Annotated in this window: 12 protein-coding genes; 5 read left to right on the top strand and 7 right to left on the bottom strand. The window is 68.4% G+C overall.

Annotated features, from left to right (window positions below):
- The first annotated feature begins 52 nt into the window (after nucleotides 1-52).
- Together N5D45_RS13090 and rlmB are read left to right on the top strand one after the other, a co-directional pair.
- The gene (locus N5D45_RS13090; protein ID WP_010486247.1) at nucleotides 53-535 is read left to right on the top strand and encodes a GFA family protein; all 483 of its coding nucleotides are present in this window, start codon (nucleotides 53-55) and stop codon (nucleotides 533-535) included.
- 154 nt (nucleotides 536-689) lie between these two features.
- Complete coding sequence (rlmB, locus tag N5D45_RS13095) at nucleotides 690-1,433, top strand: 23S rRNA (guanosine(2251)-2'-O)-methyltransferase RlmB (RefSeq protein ID WP_010486245.1); 744 nt, start codon at nucleotides 690-692, stop codon at nucleotides 1,431-1,433.
- A gap of 143 nt (nucleotides 1,434-1,576) precedes the next feature.
- Here the strand turns inward: rlmB and N5D45_RS13100 are convergent, their stop codons facing one another.
- From N5D45_RS13100 to N5D45_RS13110, 3 genes are read right to left on the bottom strand one after another with little or no spacing between them, the layout of a single operon-like run.
- Entirely contained in the window at nucleotides 1,577-3,016 is a 1,440-nt protein-coding gene (locus N5D45_RS13100) for a TolC family protein (protein ID WP_164192303.1), read from the bottom strand.
- Complete coding sequence (locus tag N5D45_RS13105; protein WP_010486241.1) at nucleotides 3,013-4,971, bottom strand: MacB family efflux pump subunit; 1,959 nt, start codon at nucleotides 4,969-4,971, stop codon at nucleotides 3,013-3,015. The genes N5D45_RS13100 and N5D45_RS13105 overlap by 4 nt, the downstream gene beginning before the upstream one ends.
- Complete coding sequence (locus tag N5D45_RS13110; protein WP_164192301.1) at nucleotides 4,968-6,209, bottom strand: efflux RND transporter periplasmic adaptor subunit; 1,242 nt, start codon at nucleotides 6,207-6,209, stop codon at nucleotides 4,968-4,970. The genes N5D45_RS13105 and N5D45_RS13110 overlap by 4 nt, the downstream gene beginning before the upstream one ends.
- A gap of 204 nt (nucleotides 6,210-6,413) precedes the next feature.
- On the opposite strand from N5D45_RS13110, the gene N5D45_RS13115 reads away from it, so the two are divergent.
- From N5D45_RS13115 to N5D45_RS13125, 3 genes are all read left to right on the top strand, one after another.
- Nucleotides 6,414-7,142, top strand: a complete 729-nt coding sequence (locus N5D45_RS13115) for a response regulator (protein WP_005408779.1) — start codon at nucleotides 6,414-6,416, stop codon at nucleotides 7,140-7,142.
- Between the two features lie 6 nt (nucleotides 7,143-7,148).
- On the top strand, nucleotides 7,149-8,558 hold the full coding sequence (locus tag N5D45_RS13120) for an ATP-binding protein (protein WP_010486233.1): 1,410 nt from the start codon (nucleotides 7,149-7,151) through the stop codon (nucleotides 8,556-8,558).
- Nucleotides 8,559-8,735: 177 nt separating this feature from the next.
- The gene (locus N5D45_RS13125) at nucleotides 8,736-11,762 is read left to right on the top strand and encodes a ligand-binding sensor domain-containing diguanylate cyclase (protein ID WP_228355182.1); all 3,027 of its coding nucleotides are present in this window, start codon (nucleotides 8,736-8,738) and stop codon (nucleotides 11,760-11,762) included.
- A gap of 411 nt (nucleotides 11,763-12,173) precedes the next feature.
- Here N5D45_RS13125 and rnt read toward each other — a convergent pair whose 3' ends face one another.
- From rnt to N5D45_RS13145, 4 genes are all read right to left on the bottom strand, one after another.
- Nucleotides 12,174-12,758, bottom strand: coding sequence for a ribonuclease T (gene rnt, locus N5D45_RS13130; protein WP_005408782.1), 585 nt, complete (start codon nucleotides 12,756-12,758; stop codon nucleotides 12,174-12,176).
- 234 nt (nucleotides 12,759-12,992) lie between these two features.
- A complete protein-coding gene (locus N5D45_RS13135) occupies nucleotides 12,993-13,514 on the bottom strand; it encodes a DoxX family protein (protein WP_057504337.1) in 522 nt (173 codons plus the stop codon).
- Between the two features lie 26 nt (nucleotides 13,515-13,540).
- Nucleotides 13,541-14,296, bottom strand: a complete 756-nt coding sequence (locus N5D45_RS13140; RefSeq protein ID WP_057504338.1) for a putative DNA-binding domain-containing protein — start codon at nucleotides 14,294-14,296, stop codon at nucleotides 13,541-13,543.
- Nucleotides 14,289-15,054: DUF692 domain-containing protein (locus tag N5D45_RS13145; protein WP_279939066.1), on the bottom strand; the 766-nt coding region annotated here is incomplete at its 5' end. The genes N5D45_RS13145 and N5D45_RS13140, both read right to left, overlap by 8 nt.

The raw sequence follows: 15,054 nt of genomic DNA on the forward strand, positions 1-15,054 counted from the left end.
CTCACCCGGTAGGTGCCAACCTTGGTTGGCACGACGTTACGGAGGACCGCAGATGCAGGGCCAACCCGAGTACAGCGGCGGCTGCCAGTGCGGCGCGATCCGCTTCCAGGCGCGTGGCGCGCTCACCGACAGCTCGATCTGCCATTGCCGGATGTGCCAGAAGGCCTTCGGTGCCTACTACGCGCCGCTGGTGTCGGTGCGCGGCGTGCAGTTCAGCTGGACCCGCGGCCAGCCGCGCTATTTCCAGTCGTCCAACGTGGTGCGGCGGGGCTTCTGCGCCGACTGCGGTACGCCGCTGACCTACGAGGCGCCGGACGGCGTGGCGGTGGCGGCCGGTGCCTTTGACGAACCCGAGCGCCTGCCGCCGACGATCCAGTACGGGGTCGAGCGCAAGCTGCCGTTCGTCGATACGTTGGCCAGCCTGCCGGCCCGTCGTACCGAGGAAGACATCGCCGCGCTGGATTTCCTGGCCACGATCGTGTCCCACCAGCATCCCGACCACGACACCCCACACTGGCCGCCGCGCAGCCGGTAACGCACCTGTAGAGCCGAGCCCACGCTCGGCTGCGGGTCGCCGCAGCCTGAACCCAAGGCCGCCGGGTGCAGGCTCGGCTCTACAGGCGGGCCCGCCGCAGCGCCCGGCCCGCCGATGCTCTACCATAGCCACCCCCTTTCCGGTCCCCGCCCGCATGAGCAAGAACAGCCAGTGGATTGTCGGCGTCAACGCCGTCGCCTCCTCCATCGAGAACGACGCCGAGAACGTCCGCGAAGTGCTGGTCGAGGCCGGTGCGAAGAACCCGCGCCTGACCGAGATCGAGGAAAACGCCCGCCGCAAGGGCATCGACGTGCGCAAGGTGAACAGCCAGGCGCTGGATGGCGTGGGTGGTCCGGTGCGCCACCAGGGCGTGGCCGCGCGCTATGCCGCCGCTCGTACCTACAGCGAGAACGAGCTGGAAGGCCTGGTCACTGCAGCCGAAGGCAAGGCCCTGCTGCTGGTGCTGGACGAGGTGCAGGACCCGCACAACCTCGGCGCCTGCCTGCGCTCGGCCGCTGCGGCCGGCGCGACTGCAGTAATCATCCCCAAGGACAAGTCGGCCACGGTGAACGCGACCGTGCGCAAGACCTCGGCCGGTGCCGCCGATCTGATCCCGGTAGTGGCGGTGACCAACCTGTCGCGCTGCCTGAAGGACCTGCAGAAGCAGGGCGTGTGGATCTATGGTCTGGCCGGCGAAGCCACCGCTTCGCTGTACCAGCTGGACCTGAAGGGCAACATCGCCCTGGTGCTGGGTGGCGAGGCCGATGGCCTGCGCCGCCTGACCCGCGAGAACTGCGATGGCCTGGTCAAGATTCCGATGCCGGGCGAGATCGAGAGCCTGAACGTCTCCGTCGCCGCCGGCGTCAGCCTGTTCGAGGCCGTGCGCCAGCGCGGTTGATCTGTAGAGCCGAGCCCACGCTCGGCTATCGCATACCCGATCAAGAAGGCAGCCGAGCATGGGCTCGGCTCTACAGAAGTAGCGTGTCGACCAAGGTCGACACCTGCCGGTAGTCGCCAACCTTGGTTGGCGCTGTTGCCGCCTCAGCCCGCGCTGCCGCCCAGCGCCTTGAACAGGGTCACGTCGTTGTTCAGCTGGCTCTGGCGCACGCGCGCCAACGACAGCTCGGCATCACGCCGGGTCTGCTGCGCTTCCAGCCAGGTGCGCAGGTCGGTGGCACCCACGCGGTAGCGCACTTCCTGCGCGCGCTCCACTTCCACCGCTTCGTCATACGAAGCCTGCGAGGCCGCCACCTGGCGCGCCAGCTGCTCGCGTGCCGACAGTGCGTTGTCCACTTCCGAGAGCGCGGTGTACAGCGTCTTGCGGAAATTGGTCGCGGCGATCTGGTAGCCGGTGCCGGCGATGTCGGTATCCAGCTGCGCGCGCTGCAGATTGAGGAACGGCAATGACAGGCCCGCACCCAGGGTGGCCACCGGGTTGCGCAGCACATCACCCAGCGAGGTCGCACTGGAACCGAGGCTGCCGGTCAGGCTCAGCGCCGGGTAGTACTGGGTGGCGGTCACCTTGATGGTCTTCAGGCTGTTGCGCAGGCGCAGTTCGGCTGCGCGCAGGTCGGGACGGCGGCCGAGCAGGTCGGTCGGCAGGCCTTCGTTGATCCCGGGGCTGCGTGCGGCCAGCAGGTCCTGCGGCTCGTCCTGCTGTGGCCACGGCGTGCCGTCCAGCAGCACGGTCAGCGCATTGCGCACTTCCACCCGCTGCTGTTCCAGCGCGCTCTGCGAGGAGCGCTGCGACTGCAGGTTCTGCAGTGCCTGGCGTACTTCCAGGCGCGATACCGCACCGGCGTCGAAGCGGGCCTGGACCAGTTCGCGGGTACGTTCCAGCCGCTCCAGGTTGGCCTGGCCGGTGGCGATCGACTGGTTGAGATAGGCCAGGTTCCAGTACTGGGTGATGGTGTCGCCGATCACCAGCAGCGCGGTGTTCTGCCGGTCTTCCTCGCTGGCCTCGGCTTCCCAGCGGGCGATGTCGCGCTGGGTGCGCAGGCGGCCCCACAGATCGACCTCCCAGCCCAGCGAAACGCCGGTGGAATAGCTGCGACGCCAGTCATCAGCCTGGTTGGTGGCGCGGCTGGCGCTGCCACTGACCCCGGAGGACGAAGGCTGCGGCCACAGCGCGTTGCTGGCCAGGCCAGCCTGCAGGCGCGAGCGCTGCACGGCCAGGCCGGCGGCGGCCAGATCGCTGTTGGCGGCCAGCGCCTGCGCCACCAGGCGGTCCAGTCGTTCATCGCCGAAGCCGGTCCACCAGGTGTCCTGGCGGATGTCGCGGCCGGGTGTATCCAGGCTGCTGCGCGGGTCGTCGGCGGGTGCATTGAGGGTGGCGTCGCCACGCCCGTAGCTGGCCGCCACGTCGGGGGCCTGCACCGGGTAGCGGCCCACCGATGCACAGCCTGAGAAGGCGAGCAGAACAGCGCCCACCACCAGCAGGCGCGAGGGAGCAGGTAAGGGCAGTCGGGTCATCATCTTCATTCGCGGGCCAGGGCCTCCACCGGGTCGAGCTGCGCGGCATTGCGCGCGGGCAGGAAGCCGAACGCCACGCCGATCAGGGTCGAGCAGGCGAAGGCGGCGACAATCGAGGCGGTGGAGAACAGCACCTGGAAGTCGCTGGCGAAGCGGCCGATCATCGAGCCCAGCAGCAGGGCCAGGCCGATGCCGAGCACGCCGCCGAGCAGGCACACCAGCACCGCTTCGATCAGGAACTGTTGGCGGATATCACTCTGCCGCGCACCCACGGCCATGCGCACGCCGATCTCACGCGTACGCTCGGTGACCGACACCAGCATGATGTTCATCACGCCGATGCCACCGACCAGCAGCGCGATGGCGGCGATCGCGCCGATCAGCAGCGTCATCGTGCGCGTGGTCTGTTCGATGGTCTGGCGGATCTCGGCGCTGTTGCTGAGGAAGAAATCCTCGGTGCCATGGCGCATCGTCAGCAAGCGGGTGATCGCTTCCTGCGCCGCATCCATCGGCGTGTCGTCGTCCACGCGCACGGTGATGCTGGAGACGTGGCTCTGGCCGAGCATGCGCGACATCACCGTGGTGTACGGCACCCACACGCTGAGGCTGGTGCTGCCGCCGAAACCGAAACTCTGGCGCTTGGCCACGCCGACCACGCGTGCTGGCACGTTGCCGAGCAGGATCACCTGGCCGACCGGGTCGACATCAGGGAAGAACTGGGTCTGGGTGTTCTCGTCGATCACCGCCACCTGGCCGAGGCCCTTCACTGCATCACTGTCGAAGAAGCTGCCACTGAGCAGGGTCACGCCCTTGACCCGGAAGAACTGTTCACCGACGCCGCTGACCTGGGCAGTGGACGACTGGTTGCGGTAACGCGCGGTGACCGAGGTCGACACGCTGGGCGTGGCGCTGTCCACGTAGCTCTGCTTTGCCAGTGCATCGGCATCGCTGGCCTTGAGCGTCTGTACCCGCGCCGAGCGCATGTCGCCGAAACCACGGCCGGGATAGACGTCGATGGTGTTGGTGCCGAGCGCGCTGATGTTCTGCAGGATCTGCTGCTGCGAGCCATTGCCCAGCGCCACCACCGAGACCACCGAGGCGATGCCGATGATGATGCCGAGCATGGTCAGGAAGGTGCGCAGCCGATGCGCGTTCATCGCCAGCAGTGCCATGCGGAACGCTTCGGTGAAGCGGTCGCGGGCCGCCCGCCAGCTGTTGCCGCGGGCGACGCCGGTGCTGGCCTCGCGCTGCGCACGGTAGGTCGGTGCGTTCGGGTTGGCGCGGTCGGCGATGATCTCGCCGTCGCGGATCTCGATGATGCGCTGTGCGTGTTCGGCCACGCTCATGTCGTGGGTGACGATGATGATGGTATGGCCTTCGGCGTGCAGCTCGCCGAGGATCGCCATCACTTCCTCGCCGGATTTCGTGTCGAGCGCGCCGGTGGGTTCGTCGGCCAGGATCACCTCGCCGCCGTTCATCAGGGCACGTGCGATCGACACGCGCTGCTGTTGGCCACCGGACAGCTGCCCCGGCTTGTGGTGCATGCGGTCGCTCAGGCCCAGCCGTTGCAGCAGCTGCTCGGCCCGTGCGTTGCGCACTGCGCCGGGGCTGCCGGCATACACCGCCGGCACTTCCACGTTGCCGCGCGCGTCCAGGTCGCCCAGCAGGTGATAGCGCTGGAAGATGAAACCGAAATGTTCGCGGCGCAGTTCGGCCAGCTCGTCCGGTTCCATCTTCCCGGTTTCGCGGCCGGCCACCTGGTAGCTGCCACGGGTGGGGCGATCGAGGCAGCCGAGGATGTTCATCAGCGTCGACTTGCCCGAGCCGGACTGGCCGACGATGGCCACCATCTCACCGGCGTGGATGTCGAGATTGACGTCGCGCAGCACGGCGATCACATCATCGCCGGCCGGGAATTCGCGTCGCAGGTCGCGCAGGCGCAGCAGCGGCGCCGTCGTGCTCATCGGCGCCCCATGCCCGGGCCGCCGACCCGCATCTGCATGCCGCCGCGGTTGCCGCCGCCGGCGCTGGCACCGGCCGCACCGGCTTCGCCCACCACCACGCGCTCGCCTTCCTTCAGCCCGGACAGGATCTCGGCCGAGGCGCCGTTATTGATGCCCACGCTGACCTTGCGCGGCTGCGGCTGGCCCTTGTCGTCCAGTACCCGCACCATGCGCTCGTCGCCACGGCGCTTCGGTCCCAGAGCTACCGCCGGCACCATCAGTACGCCCTTGGCCTGCTTGAGCAGCACCGAGACCTGCGCGGTCATGTCGATGCGCAGCGTGCCGTCCGGGTTCTCCACGTCGAACAGCGCGTTGTAATAGACCGCGCTGCTGGAGCTGGAACTGGAGGAGCTGCTGGAGCTGGACGAATTCTCGTTGGCGATCGAGGCCGGCGCCGGATTGATCTGGCGCAGGGTGGCGTGGTACTTGCGGTCAGGATCGCCCAGCGTGGTGAAGTACACCGGCATGCCGGCCTTGATCTTGACCACGTCGGCCTCGGAGATTTCGGCGTTGACGGTGACCACGTCCAGCCGCGCCAGCATGACGATGGTCGGTGCGGTCTGGTTGGCGTTCACGGTGCGGCCTTCCTCGGCCACCACCGCCACCACGGTGCCGTCCATCGGCGCGGTGATGCGGGTGTAGGCCAGGTTGGCGCGGGCGGTGCCCAGCTCGGTTTCGCGGCCCTTGATCTGTGCCTCGTAGGACTGCAGCTGGGCGCGGGCGGTCTTCAGCTGTGCCTCGGCGGCATCGTATTCCTGGCGCGAGGTGGCTTCGGCGGCCAGCATCTGCTGCTGGCGCGCGAACTCCAGTTCGGCCTGGCGCAGGGTGGCCTGCTGCACGGCGCGCTGGGCGGTGACCTGGTCCAGCGAGGCCTGCGCGTTGAGCACCTGGTTCTGCTGGGTGGTGGCGTCGATCTCGGCGATCAGGTCGCCTTCCTTCACCGTGTCGCCCAGCTGCACCTTCAGCGACTTGATCTGGCCCGAGGCCTGGGCACCCACGCTGACCAGCTTGTAGGCGTCGATCACACCGGTGGCCTCCACCGTCTGCTCGATGTCGCCGCGGCTGACCGGGGTGGTCGCCACCGCCGGGGCGGCGGGCTTGCGCAGCAGCCACCAGGCGGCTGCGGCGACGGCAAGGGCAAGCAGGGCGATCAGTATCAGGCGACCCCGGCGGGTCGCGGGCAGCAGGCGGAACGTCACGTCGTGGCTTCACTCTCGGGGCCGCGGCGGCGGCGTTGGTGGGCATTGTGAAGACCGGGCGATGGGCGGCTCAATCCTCGGGGTATGTCTCTATGTAACACTGTCGGTGAATACGCGTAACCACAGGTATCCCGCCCACGGGTGGATACACTGGTACGCATTGCCCCGGATGCGGTTCAGCTGCCGACACGGGATGATCGCGACATGGAGACTGAAAACACGATGCACCGACTGCTGATCGTCGACGACGACAACGACATCCGCACCCTGCTGGCCGAACAGCTCGGCCGTGCCGGCTACCAGGTGAGCACGGCTGCCGACGGCACCGCCATGCGCCAGTTGCTGGACCGCGAGCACGTGGACCTGATCGTGCTCGACCTCAACCTGCCGCGTGAGGATGGCCTGACCCTGTGCCGCGACCTGCGCGCACGCTCGAACACGCCGGTGATCATGCTGACCGCACGCGCCGAGCCGATCGATCGCGTGCTGGGCCTGGAAATGGGCGCCGACGACTATCTTGCCAAGCCGTTCGAACCGCGCGAGCTGCTGGCGCGCATCCGCAACGTGCTGCGCCGGACCGAGGCGCTGCCAGCCAACCTGGAGCCGCTGGCGGTGCGCCGTGCGCGCTTCTCGCGGTGGGTGTTCGATCTGGAGCATCGCCACCTGGTGGACCCGGACGATCGCGTGGTGGTGCTGTCCGGCGCCGAGTTCCGCCTGCTGCGGGTGTTCATCGCCCATGCCAACAAGGTGCTGTCGCGCGAGCAGCTGGTCGCGCTCAGCAGTGGCCGCAACTACGAGGCACAGGATCGCGCGATCGACCTGCAGGTCAGCCGCCTGCGCAACAAGCTGGGCGACGATGGTGGCCCGGACGGGCTGATCAAGACCGTACGCAACGAAGGCTATGTACTGGCCTCCTCGGTGAACCTGGAATAAGCCGCGATGAAGCGCCTGCGCCATTTCCTGTCCTCGATGGTCGGGCGGTTGTTCGTGATCCTGCTGCTGGGCATGAGCGTGGCCGCGATCGGCGCGACCATGCTGGCCACCTCCAAGCGCCAGCAGGAGTTCGAGCGGCAGAACCTGAACCGCATCGCTGACCGCCTGCAGGGCTACGTCAACCTGCTCGACGGCAATCCCGAACTGCGTGAGCGCCTGCTCGAAATCGGTGGGCCGAGCGTCCGCGCGCTGCAACCCGGCGCGCGCCTGGGGCGGGCCGACACGGCGTTGATGGAAGTGCTGGATGACCGGCCGGGGCCGGTCGCTCGCGCGCATGTGCACTTCGCTTCGTTCCGCTCCTGCATTCCCAAGCTGCAGGACCTGTTGCCGCCGCCGCCGCCTGGGCACCGCAAGCACCCGCGCGAGCGTGATCCGGCATTCATCCCGCCCAAGTGCCGTGCGGTCGACGTGACCCTCAACGACGGCACGTTGCTGAAGCTGGCGCTGGATTCGCCGGCGGTGGCGCACAACGGCATCCTCGCCGTTGATCCGTGGTTCCTGACGCTGCTGGTGCTGGCGATCGCGGTGCTGGCCTACATCGTCGCGCGCATCGCCAGCGCGCCGTTGCAGGAGCTGGCGGCCGCCGCCGAAGACCTGGGCGACGACCTGCAGCGCGATCCCCTGCCGCTGCGCGGGCCGCGCGAGGTGCAGCGTGCTGCCGAAGCCTTCAATGCCATGCAGCATCGCCTGCAGCGGCACCTGGCTGAGCGCACGCAGATGCTGGCGGCGATCACCCATGACCTGCAGACCCCGCTGACCCGCCTGCGCTTGCGCCTGGAGAACGTCAGCGACGAGGTACTGCGCGAGCGCCTGATCGGCGATCTGGCTGCGATGCAGGCGTTGGTGCGCGAAGGCCTGGAGCTGGCGCGCAGCGCTGAGAGCGCCGAGCAGCGTGCCGCACTGGACCTGGATTCGCTGCTGGAGAGCATCGTTGAAGACACCGCCGAGGGCGGCGGTGATGTCGTCTTCGAAGGGGGCAGCGGTGCGGTGTTGATGTTGCGTCCGCTGGCCATGCACCGCCTGTTTTCCAACCTGGTGGACAACGCGGTGATGTACGCCTACCGGGTGCGGGTACGGGTCGAGCGCAGTGGCGGCGCGATCACCGTGGTGGTGGCCGACGACGGCCCCGGCCTGGCCGAAGATCAACTGGAAGCCGTGTTCGACCCGTTCGTGCGGGTGGAGACCTCGCGTTCGCGCGAAACCGGCGGCGCCGGTCTGGGCTTGACCATCGCCCGCGCTCTGGCCGAGAAGGATGGCGCGAGGCTGTGGCTGCGCAACCGCGCCGAAGGCGGGCTGGAGGCGGTAGTGCAGTGGCCGGCCAGTGCACAGGTAACGCCGCCGGGGCGCGCGGGCTGAGTCTTCGCGGCTGGCGATGGTGACGCCGTGGGCCGGGTTTGGCCTATCATCTGCGCATCTTCCCAGTTTCCCCCCGATGAGCCAGCCCGTTCCCGCCGGCATGCCGTTCAGCGCTGCCTGGCCGTTCCCGCATGCTGCCAGGCCCGGCAGCCCTACCTGGCCGCCGCCGCTGCACTGATGGCCGGACAGGGGGACATCGGGCGCTGGGCGGAGCGCTGCGGATCAGGTATCGGTCGATGGCTGCGACAGGGCCTGCTGTGGCTGCTGCTGGCCCTTGCACTGCCGGTGGCTGCGCAGGAGGGGGCACCGCCGCTGCGCGATTACGCCATCGATGTATGGACGTCGCGCAACGGCCTGCCACACAACTCGCTGCGCGACATCGCGCAGACCCCCGAAGGCCACCTGTGGTTCGCCACCTGGGAAGGCCTGGTGCGATACAACGGCCTCGATTTCACCGTGTTCGACCGCAGCACCCGCCCGGGCCTGCGCGACAACGGCATCGGTGCGCTGTTCGTCGACCGTCAGGGCGGGCTGTGGATCAGTGATTCGCGCGGCAACGTCAGCCACCGCGGTAACGATGGCCAGTGGCGGGTCTGGGAGCACCAGGCCGATACCCCGCAGGTACTGATCCAGTCCATGCAGATGGACAGCCAGGGCCGCCTGTGGCTGCTCTATGAAGGCAAGGGCATCGGCTATCTGACGCCGGACACCGGCATCGTCTACCAGGCGCCGGCCGCCGACCTGCCGATGGCGATGAGCTTCACCAAGCTGGTGGTCGATGCGCAGGACCGGGTCTGGGCCGGTACGTTGGACGGGCTGGTGCTGCGCGACAACGACGGCGTGCTCAAGCGGGCGCCCGCGGCGTGGGGGCTGGGCGCCGGCAGTGGCCTGTCGTGGCCGTACCGCGCTCCGGACGGCGCGCTGTGGATCGTCGCCGGCGAGCGCCTGTACCGCGTGGAAGATGATCAGCTGGTGCTGATGCACCGCCTGCCGGGCCAGCTGCACCTGACCTCGATGCTGCAGGATCGCCATGGAGACCTGTGGCTGGGCACCGAGAACCAGGGCCTGCTACGGATCTCCTCGCATGGACTGGAGCGGCTGCCGGCGGGCCTGAACCTGCCGGGTGGACGCGTGGTCAGCCTGCGCGAGGATGCCGAGGGCAGCATCTGGGTCGGTGCCAACGGCGGCCTGTACCGCCTGCGCGAAACGCTGTTCAGCAGCTACACCGAGCGCGATGGCCTCAGTGGTGATTATGTGCGCACCGTATTCGAGGACCGCGACCGCCAGCTGTGGGTCGGCAGTGCCAGCGGCCTCGATCTGCAGACCGCCGATGGCCGCTTCCGTGCGATGCCGCTGCACAACCGCGGCGGCAAGGCACCTTCGGTGCTCAGCCTGGCGCAGGGCCCGGACGGTGACCTGTGGGTCGGAACGTTCGGCGATGGCGTCTACCGTCTTGGTCGTGACGGCCGGCTGCGGCACAACTATGCCGCCGCCGATGGCATGCCGGGTGGCAACATCCGCGCGATCAGCGTGGACCCGCAGGGTGTGGTCTGGGCCGGCACGCAGAAGGGCGTGGTCCGCATCGACGGTGACCGTGTGCAGGTATCGAACGTCCCGGGCATGCCCGGCGGCCTGATCACCGCACTTGAGCACGATCATCAGGGCAACCTGTGGATCGGCACCATCGAGGGAATCCGCGTGCTGCGCGGCGACCACGTGCAGTCGATCGACCTGGCGCCGCTGGGCGGTGGCCGCAGCGTGTTCGGCTTCCATCAGTTGGGCGACGCGATGTGGATCAGCAGCGACCGCGGCCTGTACCGCTGGCGGAACGGCACGCTGGCGCGGGTGGGGCTGGAGCAGGGCATGCCGGTGGATGCGGTGTTCCAGCTGGTGCCGGATCGCCTTGGCAATGTGTGGATCAGCAGCAACCGCGGTGTACTGCGCACCGACATGGCCACCCTCAACGCCGTGGCCGATGGCCGCGCACCCCGGGTGATGGTGGAGCGCTACAACGAGATCGACGGCATGGCCAATGCGCAGGCCAACGGCAGCTCCGGGCCCTCGGCGATCCTGCGCCAGGACGGCACGTTCTGGGTGGTCACCGCCGGAGGCCTGAGCACCGTTGACCCGCAACGCCTGCAGCGCTTCCGCGAGCGCCTTTCACCGCCGGCAGCGATTGAAAGCGTGCAGGTGGATGGCGCACCGGTGCATTGGGAAGGCCCGGACCGCAACTACATTCCCGGCGGCCGTCGCTTGACGGTGAGCTATGTCGGCCTGAGCTACCTGATGTCGGACCGGATCCGCTACCGCACGCGGCTGGATGGCCTGGATGCGGGGTGGGTCGAACGCGGCCCGCAGCGCAGCGTGGAGTTCGTCGGCCTGCCGCCGGGCGATTACACCCTGCACGTGGCCGCGGCCCATCCGAGTGGCAGCTGGGGCCAGCAGGAAGCGGTATGGAGCTTCACCGTGGAGCCGTTCTGGTGGCAGCGACGCAGCGTGCAGGGGTTGGGTGGACTGTTGCTGCTGGCCGGGCTGGTGGCGCTGTACCGCCTGCTGCTGCAGCAGCTGAAGGCCAGCAACCTGCGCCTGGCGCGGCGGGTGGACGAGGCCACCTTCGACCTGCAGGCGAAGACCGTGCACCTGCAGGCACTGAACCAGGAAAAGACCGAACTGGCCGAGCGCCTGGCACGCCAGGCCGAGGCCTTCGAACGGCAGGCCCGCGAAGATGCGCTGACCGGCCTGGCCAACCGCCGTGCCTTCGATGAAACGCTGGCCCGCGACTTTGCGCGTTCGCAGCGCAGTGGTCATCCGCTGTGCCTGGTGGTGCTGGATATCGACCACTTCAAGGACGTCAACGACCGCCACAGCCACAGCATCGGCGATGCCGTGCTGGTGCAGGTGGCGCGGCTGATCGCCGCCGCCAGCCGCGACTCGGACCTGCCCGCGCGGACTGGTGGCGAAGAGTTCGCGCTGCTGCTCAACGACACCCGCCTGGAGGAAGCCGCACAGCTGTGCGCACGCCTGCGCGGCCTGTTCCATGACCACCCCGACTGGGCCGGTGTGGACGGCCTGCGCGTGACCTTCAGCGCGGGGCTGGTGGAGCTGGACGCCGACGACCGCACCCCGGCGCTGCTGTACCAGCGCGCAGACCGCGCGCTGTACCGCGCCAAGAGCGACGGCCGCGACCGCACGAGCATCGGTTGATCGCATCCACGCATGGCGTGGATCTACTGGAGTGCCGCACCAACCGGCGGTGCCGACCAATGGTCGGCACCCACCAAAGGAGTACCCACCACAGAGGTCGTCGGCAGCCCCAACGAGCGCAGCGATCCGCTGTTGCTCCTGCTTTTCTGATCTTTCCGTGGCACTCAGCAACGTGTCCGTGGCCGGACGGGTGGGCTGCGCAGGGGCGTGAGCCGCATGGGCCTGAGGCATGCCTCGGGCGGGTTGGGCCGGATGCCCAACCCCGGTCTTGCCGTGTGCGCAGGACAGCGCACACGAGCAAGCGGCGACCGAGCTTACATGGACGTACTTGCAGCGTCCCCTGCGCAGTCCACCCGTCCGGGCCAACTGATGATTCGCTTCACGCCACGAGGGGCTCCGCCGTTGGCCGCTTCACCGCGGCCAAGCGTTGGCGATGGTGCAGAACAACCGCGCGGTCTGCTCGGTGTCATACACCGCGCTGTGCGCCTCATTGGCATCCCACCCCAGCCCGGCGGCCGTGGCCGCACGTGCCAGCACGGTCTGCCCGTAGGCGATGCCGGCCAGGGTCACTGTGTCGAACACGCTGAACGGATGGAACGGATTGCGCTTGTGACCGGTCCGGGCCACCGCCGCATTGACGAAACCGAGATCGAAATGGGCGTTGTGGCCGACCAGGATCGCGCGCTGGCAGCCGTATTTCTTCATCGCCGCACGCACCGGGGTGAAGATGTGGTCCAGCGCGGCCTTCTCTTCCTTGGCCAGCCGGAACGGGTGGTCGAGGATGATGCCGGTCACTTCCAGCGACTTCGGGTCGATCTCCAGGCCTTCGGCCGGCACCACGTGGGCGCTGGCGGTCTGGCCGGGGTAGAGCAGGCCGTTCTCGTCCATCTCGATCGGCACGGCGGCGATTTCCAGCAGGGCGTTGCGCTGGCTGTCGAAGCCGCCGGTTTCCACATCCACCACCACCGGCAGGAAGCCGCGGAAGCGTTGTGACATCGCGCGCTGCGCCTGGGGTACTGCGGAATCGGGAGCGGCGGCAGGTGCGGGGGAGGGGGCAGTCATGCGTGAATTCTAGCAGAGCGACCCTGAGCGCCCGGTCAGCCTTCTGTGCATGGGTTCCCTGCGTGGTCGTGTGTCGACCAAGGTCGACACCTACCGGGCACCGCACGCTCAGGTTTCCTGTAGGTGCCAACCTTGGTTGGCACGGTGCGCGCCGCCCAGGGCCGGCATCTACCGGACTGCGGGCTGTGCCGTCGTGCCCGATGGCCGCCACCGCGCCAACCACGCATCCACACTCAGCCTGCCGGCGCCGGTGAAGATCAGTGGCAGCAGCATCGCCATGAACAGCACCGGCAGCTTGAAGTTGCCGAAGCCCTGGTCAGTGATCGCATAGCCCATGGCGAGGTCGGCCAGCGAGTTCCACTCCATCGGCCAATGCACTGCATAGGTCGCTACAACGGTCAGCAACAGCAGGCTGGCCGCGGCAAACCGGGTGCCGAAGCCAACCAGCAGGCAGGCCGCGCCGATCAGTTCGAACCACGTGGCGAGCTGCCAGTTCAGGGTGGCCGGCAGCTGGTCGAACGGGAACGGGAAGGCATCCTGCAGGTCGGCGAACCAGTTCTGGCCGTGCAGTTTTTCGCGGCCGGATTCGAAGTATTCCCAGGCCATCAGCAGGCGCAGGCCGAGCGGGGCCAGCCAGGGGGCGAGACGGTCCAGCTGGCCGCGCACGGTGGCCAGGGTCGGGAGGTTCATCGGCGGTTCTCCGGGGAAAGGGGGCGTCAGCCGGGGACTGCGAGCGGGCCGATCACGCCGGCCTGCAGGAACTGCTGCAGCAGCGCGGCACCGGGTCCGGCCAGCGCGTCCTCGGCCAGGCCGTGCGCGGCGGCCAGGTGCCGCAGGTAGCCATGGCCATCGAGGCCGGGGTGTTCGCCGATGCTGGACAGCAGGTACACCGCCAGCGGGCTAAGTACGGCAAAGCGCACCTCGCCATCGGCCTCGCGACGGACCAGCAGGCCGGTCGGTTCGGCTGGCGGTTGTGACGGTGCGTCCTCGGCACCGAGCCGGTGCACGGGCCACTGATACAGCAGTGGCCATGCCAGCGGCGAGCGCTGCAGCGGAACCCGTAGTGGGTCGATGTCACCCGGCACCGGCAGCGGCTCGGCAGGAAGCTGGTACAGCGCGGTTTCCATCCACTCGTAATGAGCAAGTTCGGCCAACGCCGGATGCGGCAGCTGTGGCTGCGCCTGCAGCCACTGCACGAACTCGGCGGCCAGTTCGGTGAACAGCGGTGTCTGGCAGCGATGGGTGGCGAAGTAGTGGCGCACCAGCACGCTCCAGGCCGGTTCGCCAAGCAGGCGCACGCAGACCGGGAAGCCATTGCTCAACAGGCCGAGGAGGTTGTTGAACAGCAGGTGCTGGTACACCGCCACCCGGCGTGGATCCAGGCCGGCCGGCGCAGGTACCGCCTGCGGGTCGCGCAGGTGGGCGGTGAACGCGTGTTGCTGAGAGCGCAGGGTGTCGGCGGAATCAGCCATGTGCAGCCCCGGCGTGCGCGGCCTGCAGGCGGCGGATGGTCTGCAGTTCGCCCTGCAATTCCGCATAGGGCGGGAAATTGAAATCGCGTTCGAGCAGGGTGGGGCGCGGGCCGATGCGTGCGTAGGTGCGTGCCAGCAGCTCCCAGACCGGATCGATCACTGCGCTGCCATGGGTATCGATCTTCAGGTCGGGTGCCTCGTCCAGGTGCCCGGCCACGTGCAGGCAGACGATGCGCTGTGCAGGCAGGCCGGCGATGAAGGCATCGGCATCGTAGCCATGGTTGCAGGCGTTGACGTAGACGTTGTTGACGTCCAGCAGCAGGTCGCAGTCGGCTTCGGCGAGCACCGCATTGGTGAACGCCAGCTCGTCCATCGCCGGCTCCGGTGCCAGGTAGTAGGACACGTTTTCCACCGCGATGCGGCGACCCAGCAGGTCCTGCACGCGGGCGATGCGCGCGGCGGTGTGGCGCACCGCTTCGTCGGTGAACGGAATCGGCAGCAGGTCGTACAGGTGGCCGTCGTCGCTGCAGTAGCTCAGATGTTCGCTGTACAGCGGCACGCGGTGCATTTCCAGGAATTGGCCGACCTGTTCCAGCAGCTGCGTATCCAACGGCGCACTGCCGCCCAGTGACAACGACAGACCGTGGCAGCTCAACGGATGGCGCTGCGCCAGCTCGGCCAGCGCATCCCCAGCGGGACCACCGACATGGATCCAGTTCTCCGGCGCGCATTCGAGAAAATCGAAATCGCCCGCCGGT

Origin of the sequence: Stenotrophomonas sp. GD03819 (genome assembly GCF_029841665.1) — a bacterium.
GTDB classification, from domain to species: domain Bacteria; phylum Pseudomonadota; class Gammaproteobacteria; order Xanthomonadales; family Xanthomonadaceae; genus Stenotrophomonas; species Stenotrophomonas geniculata.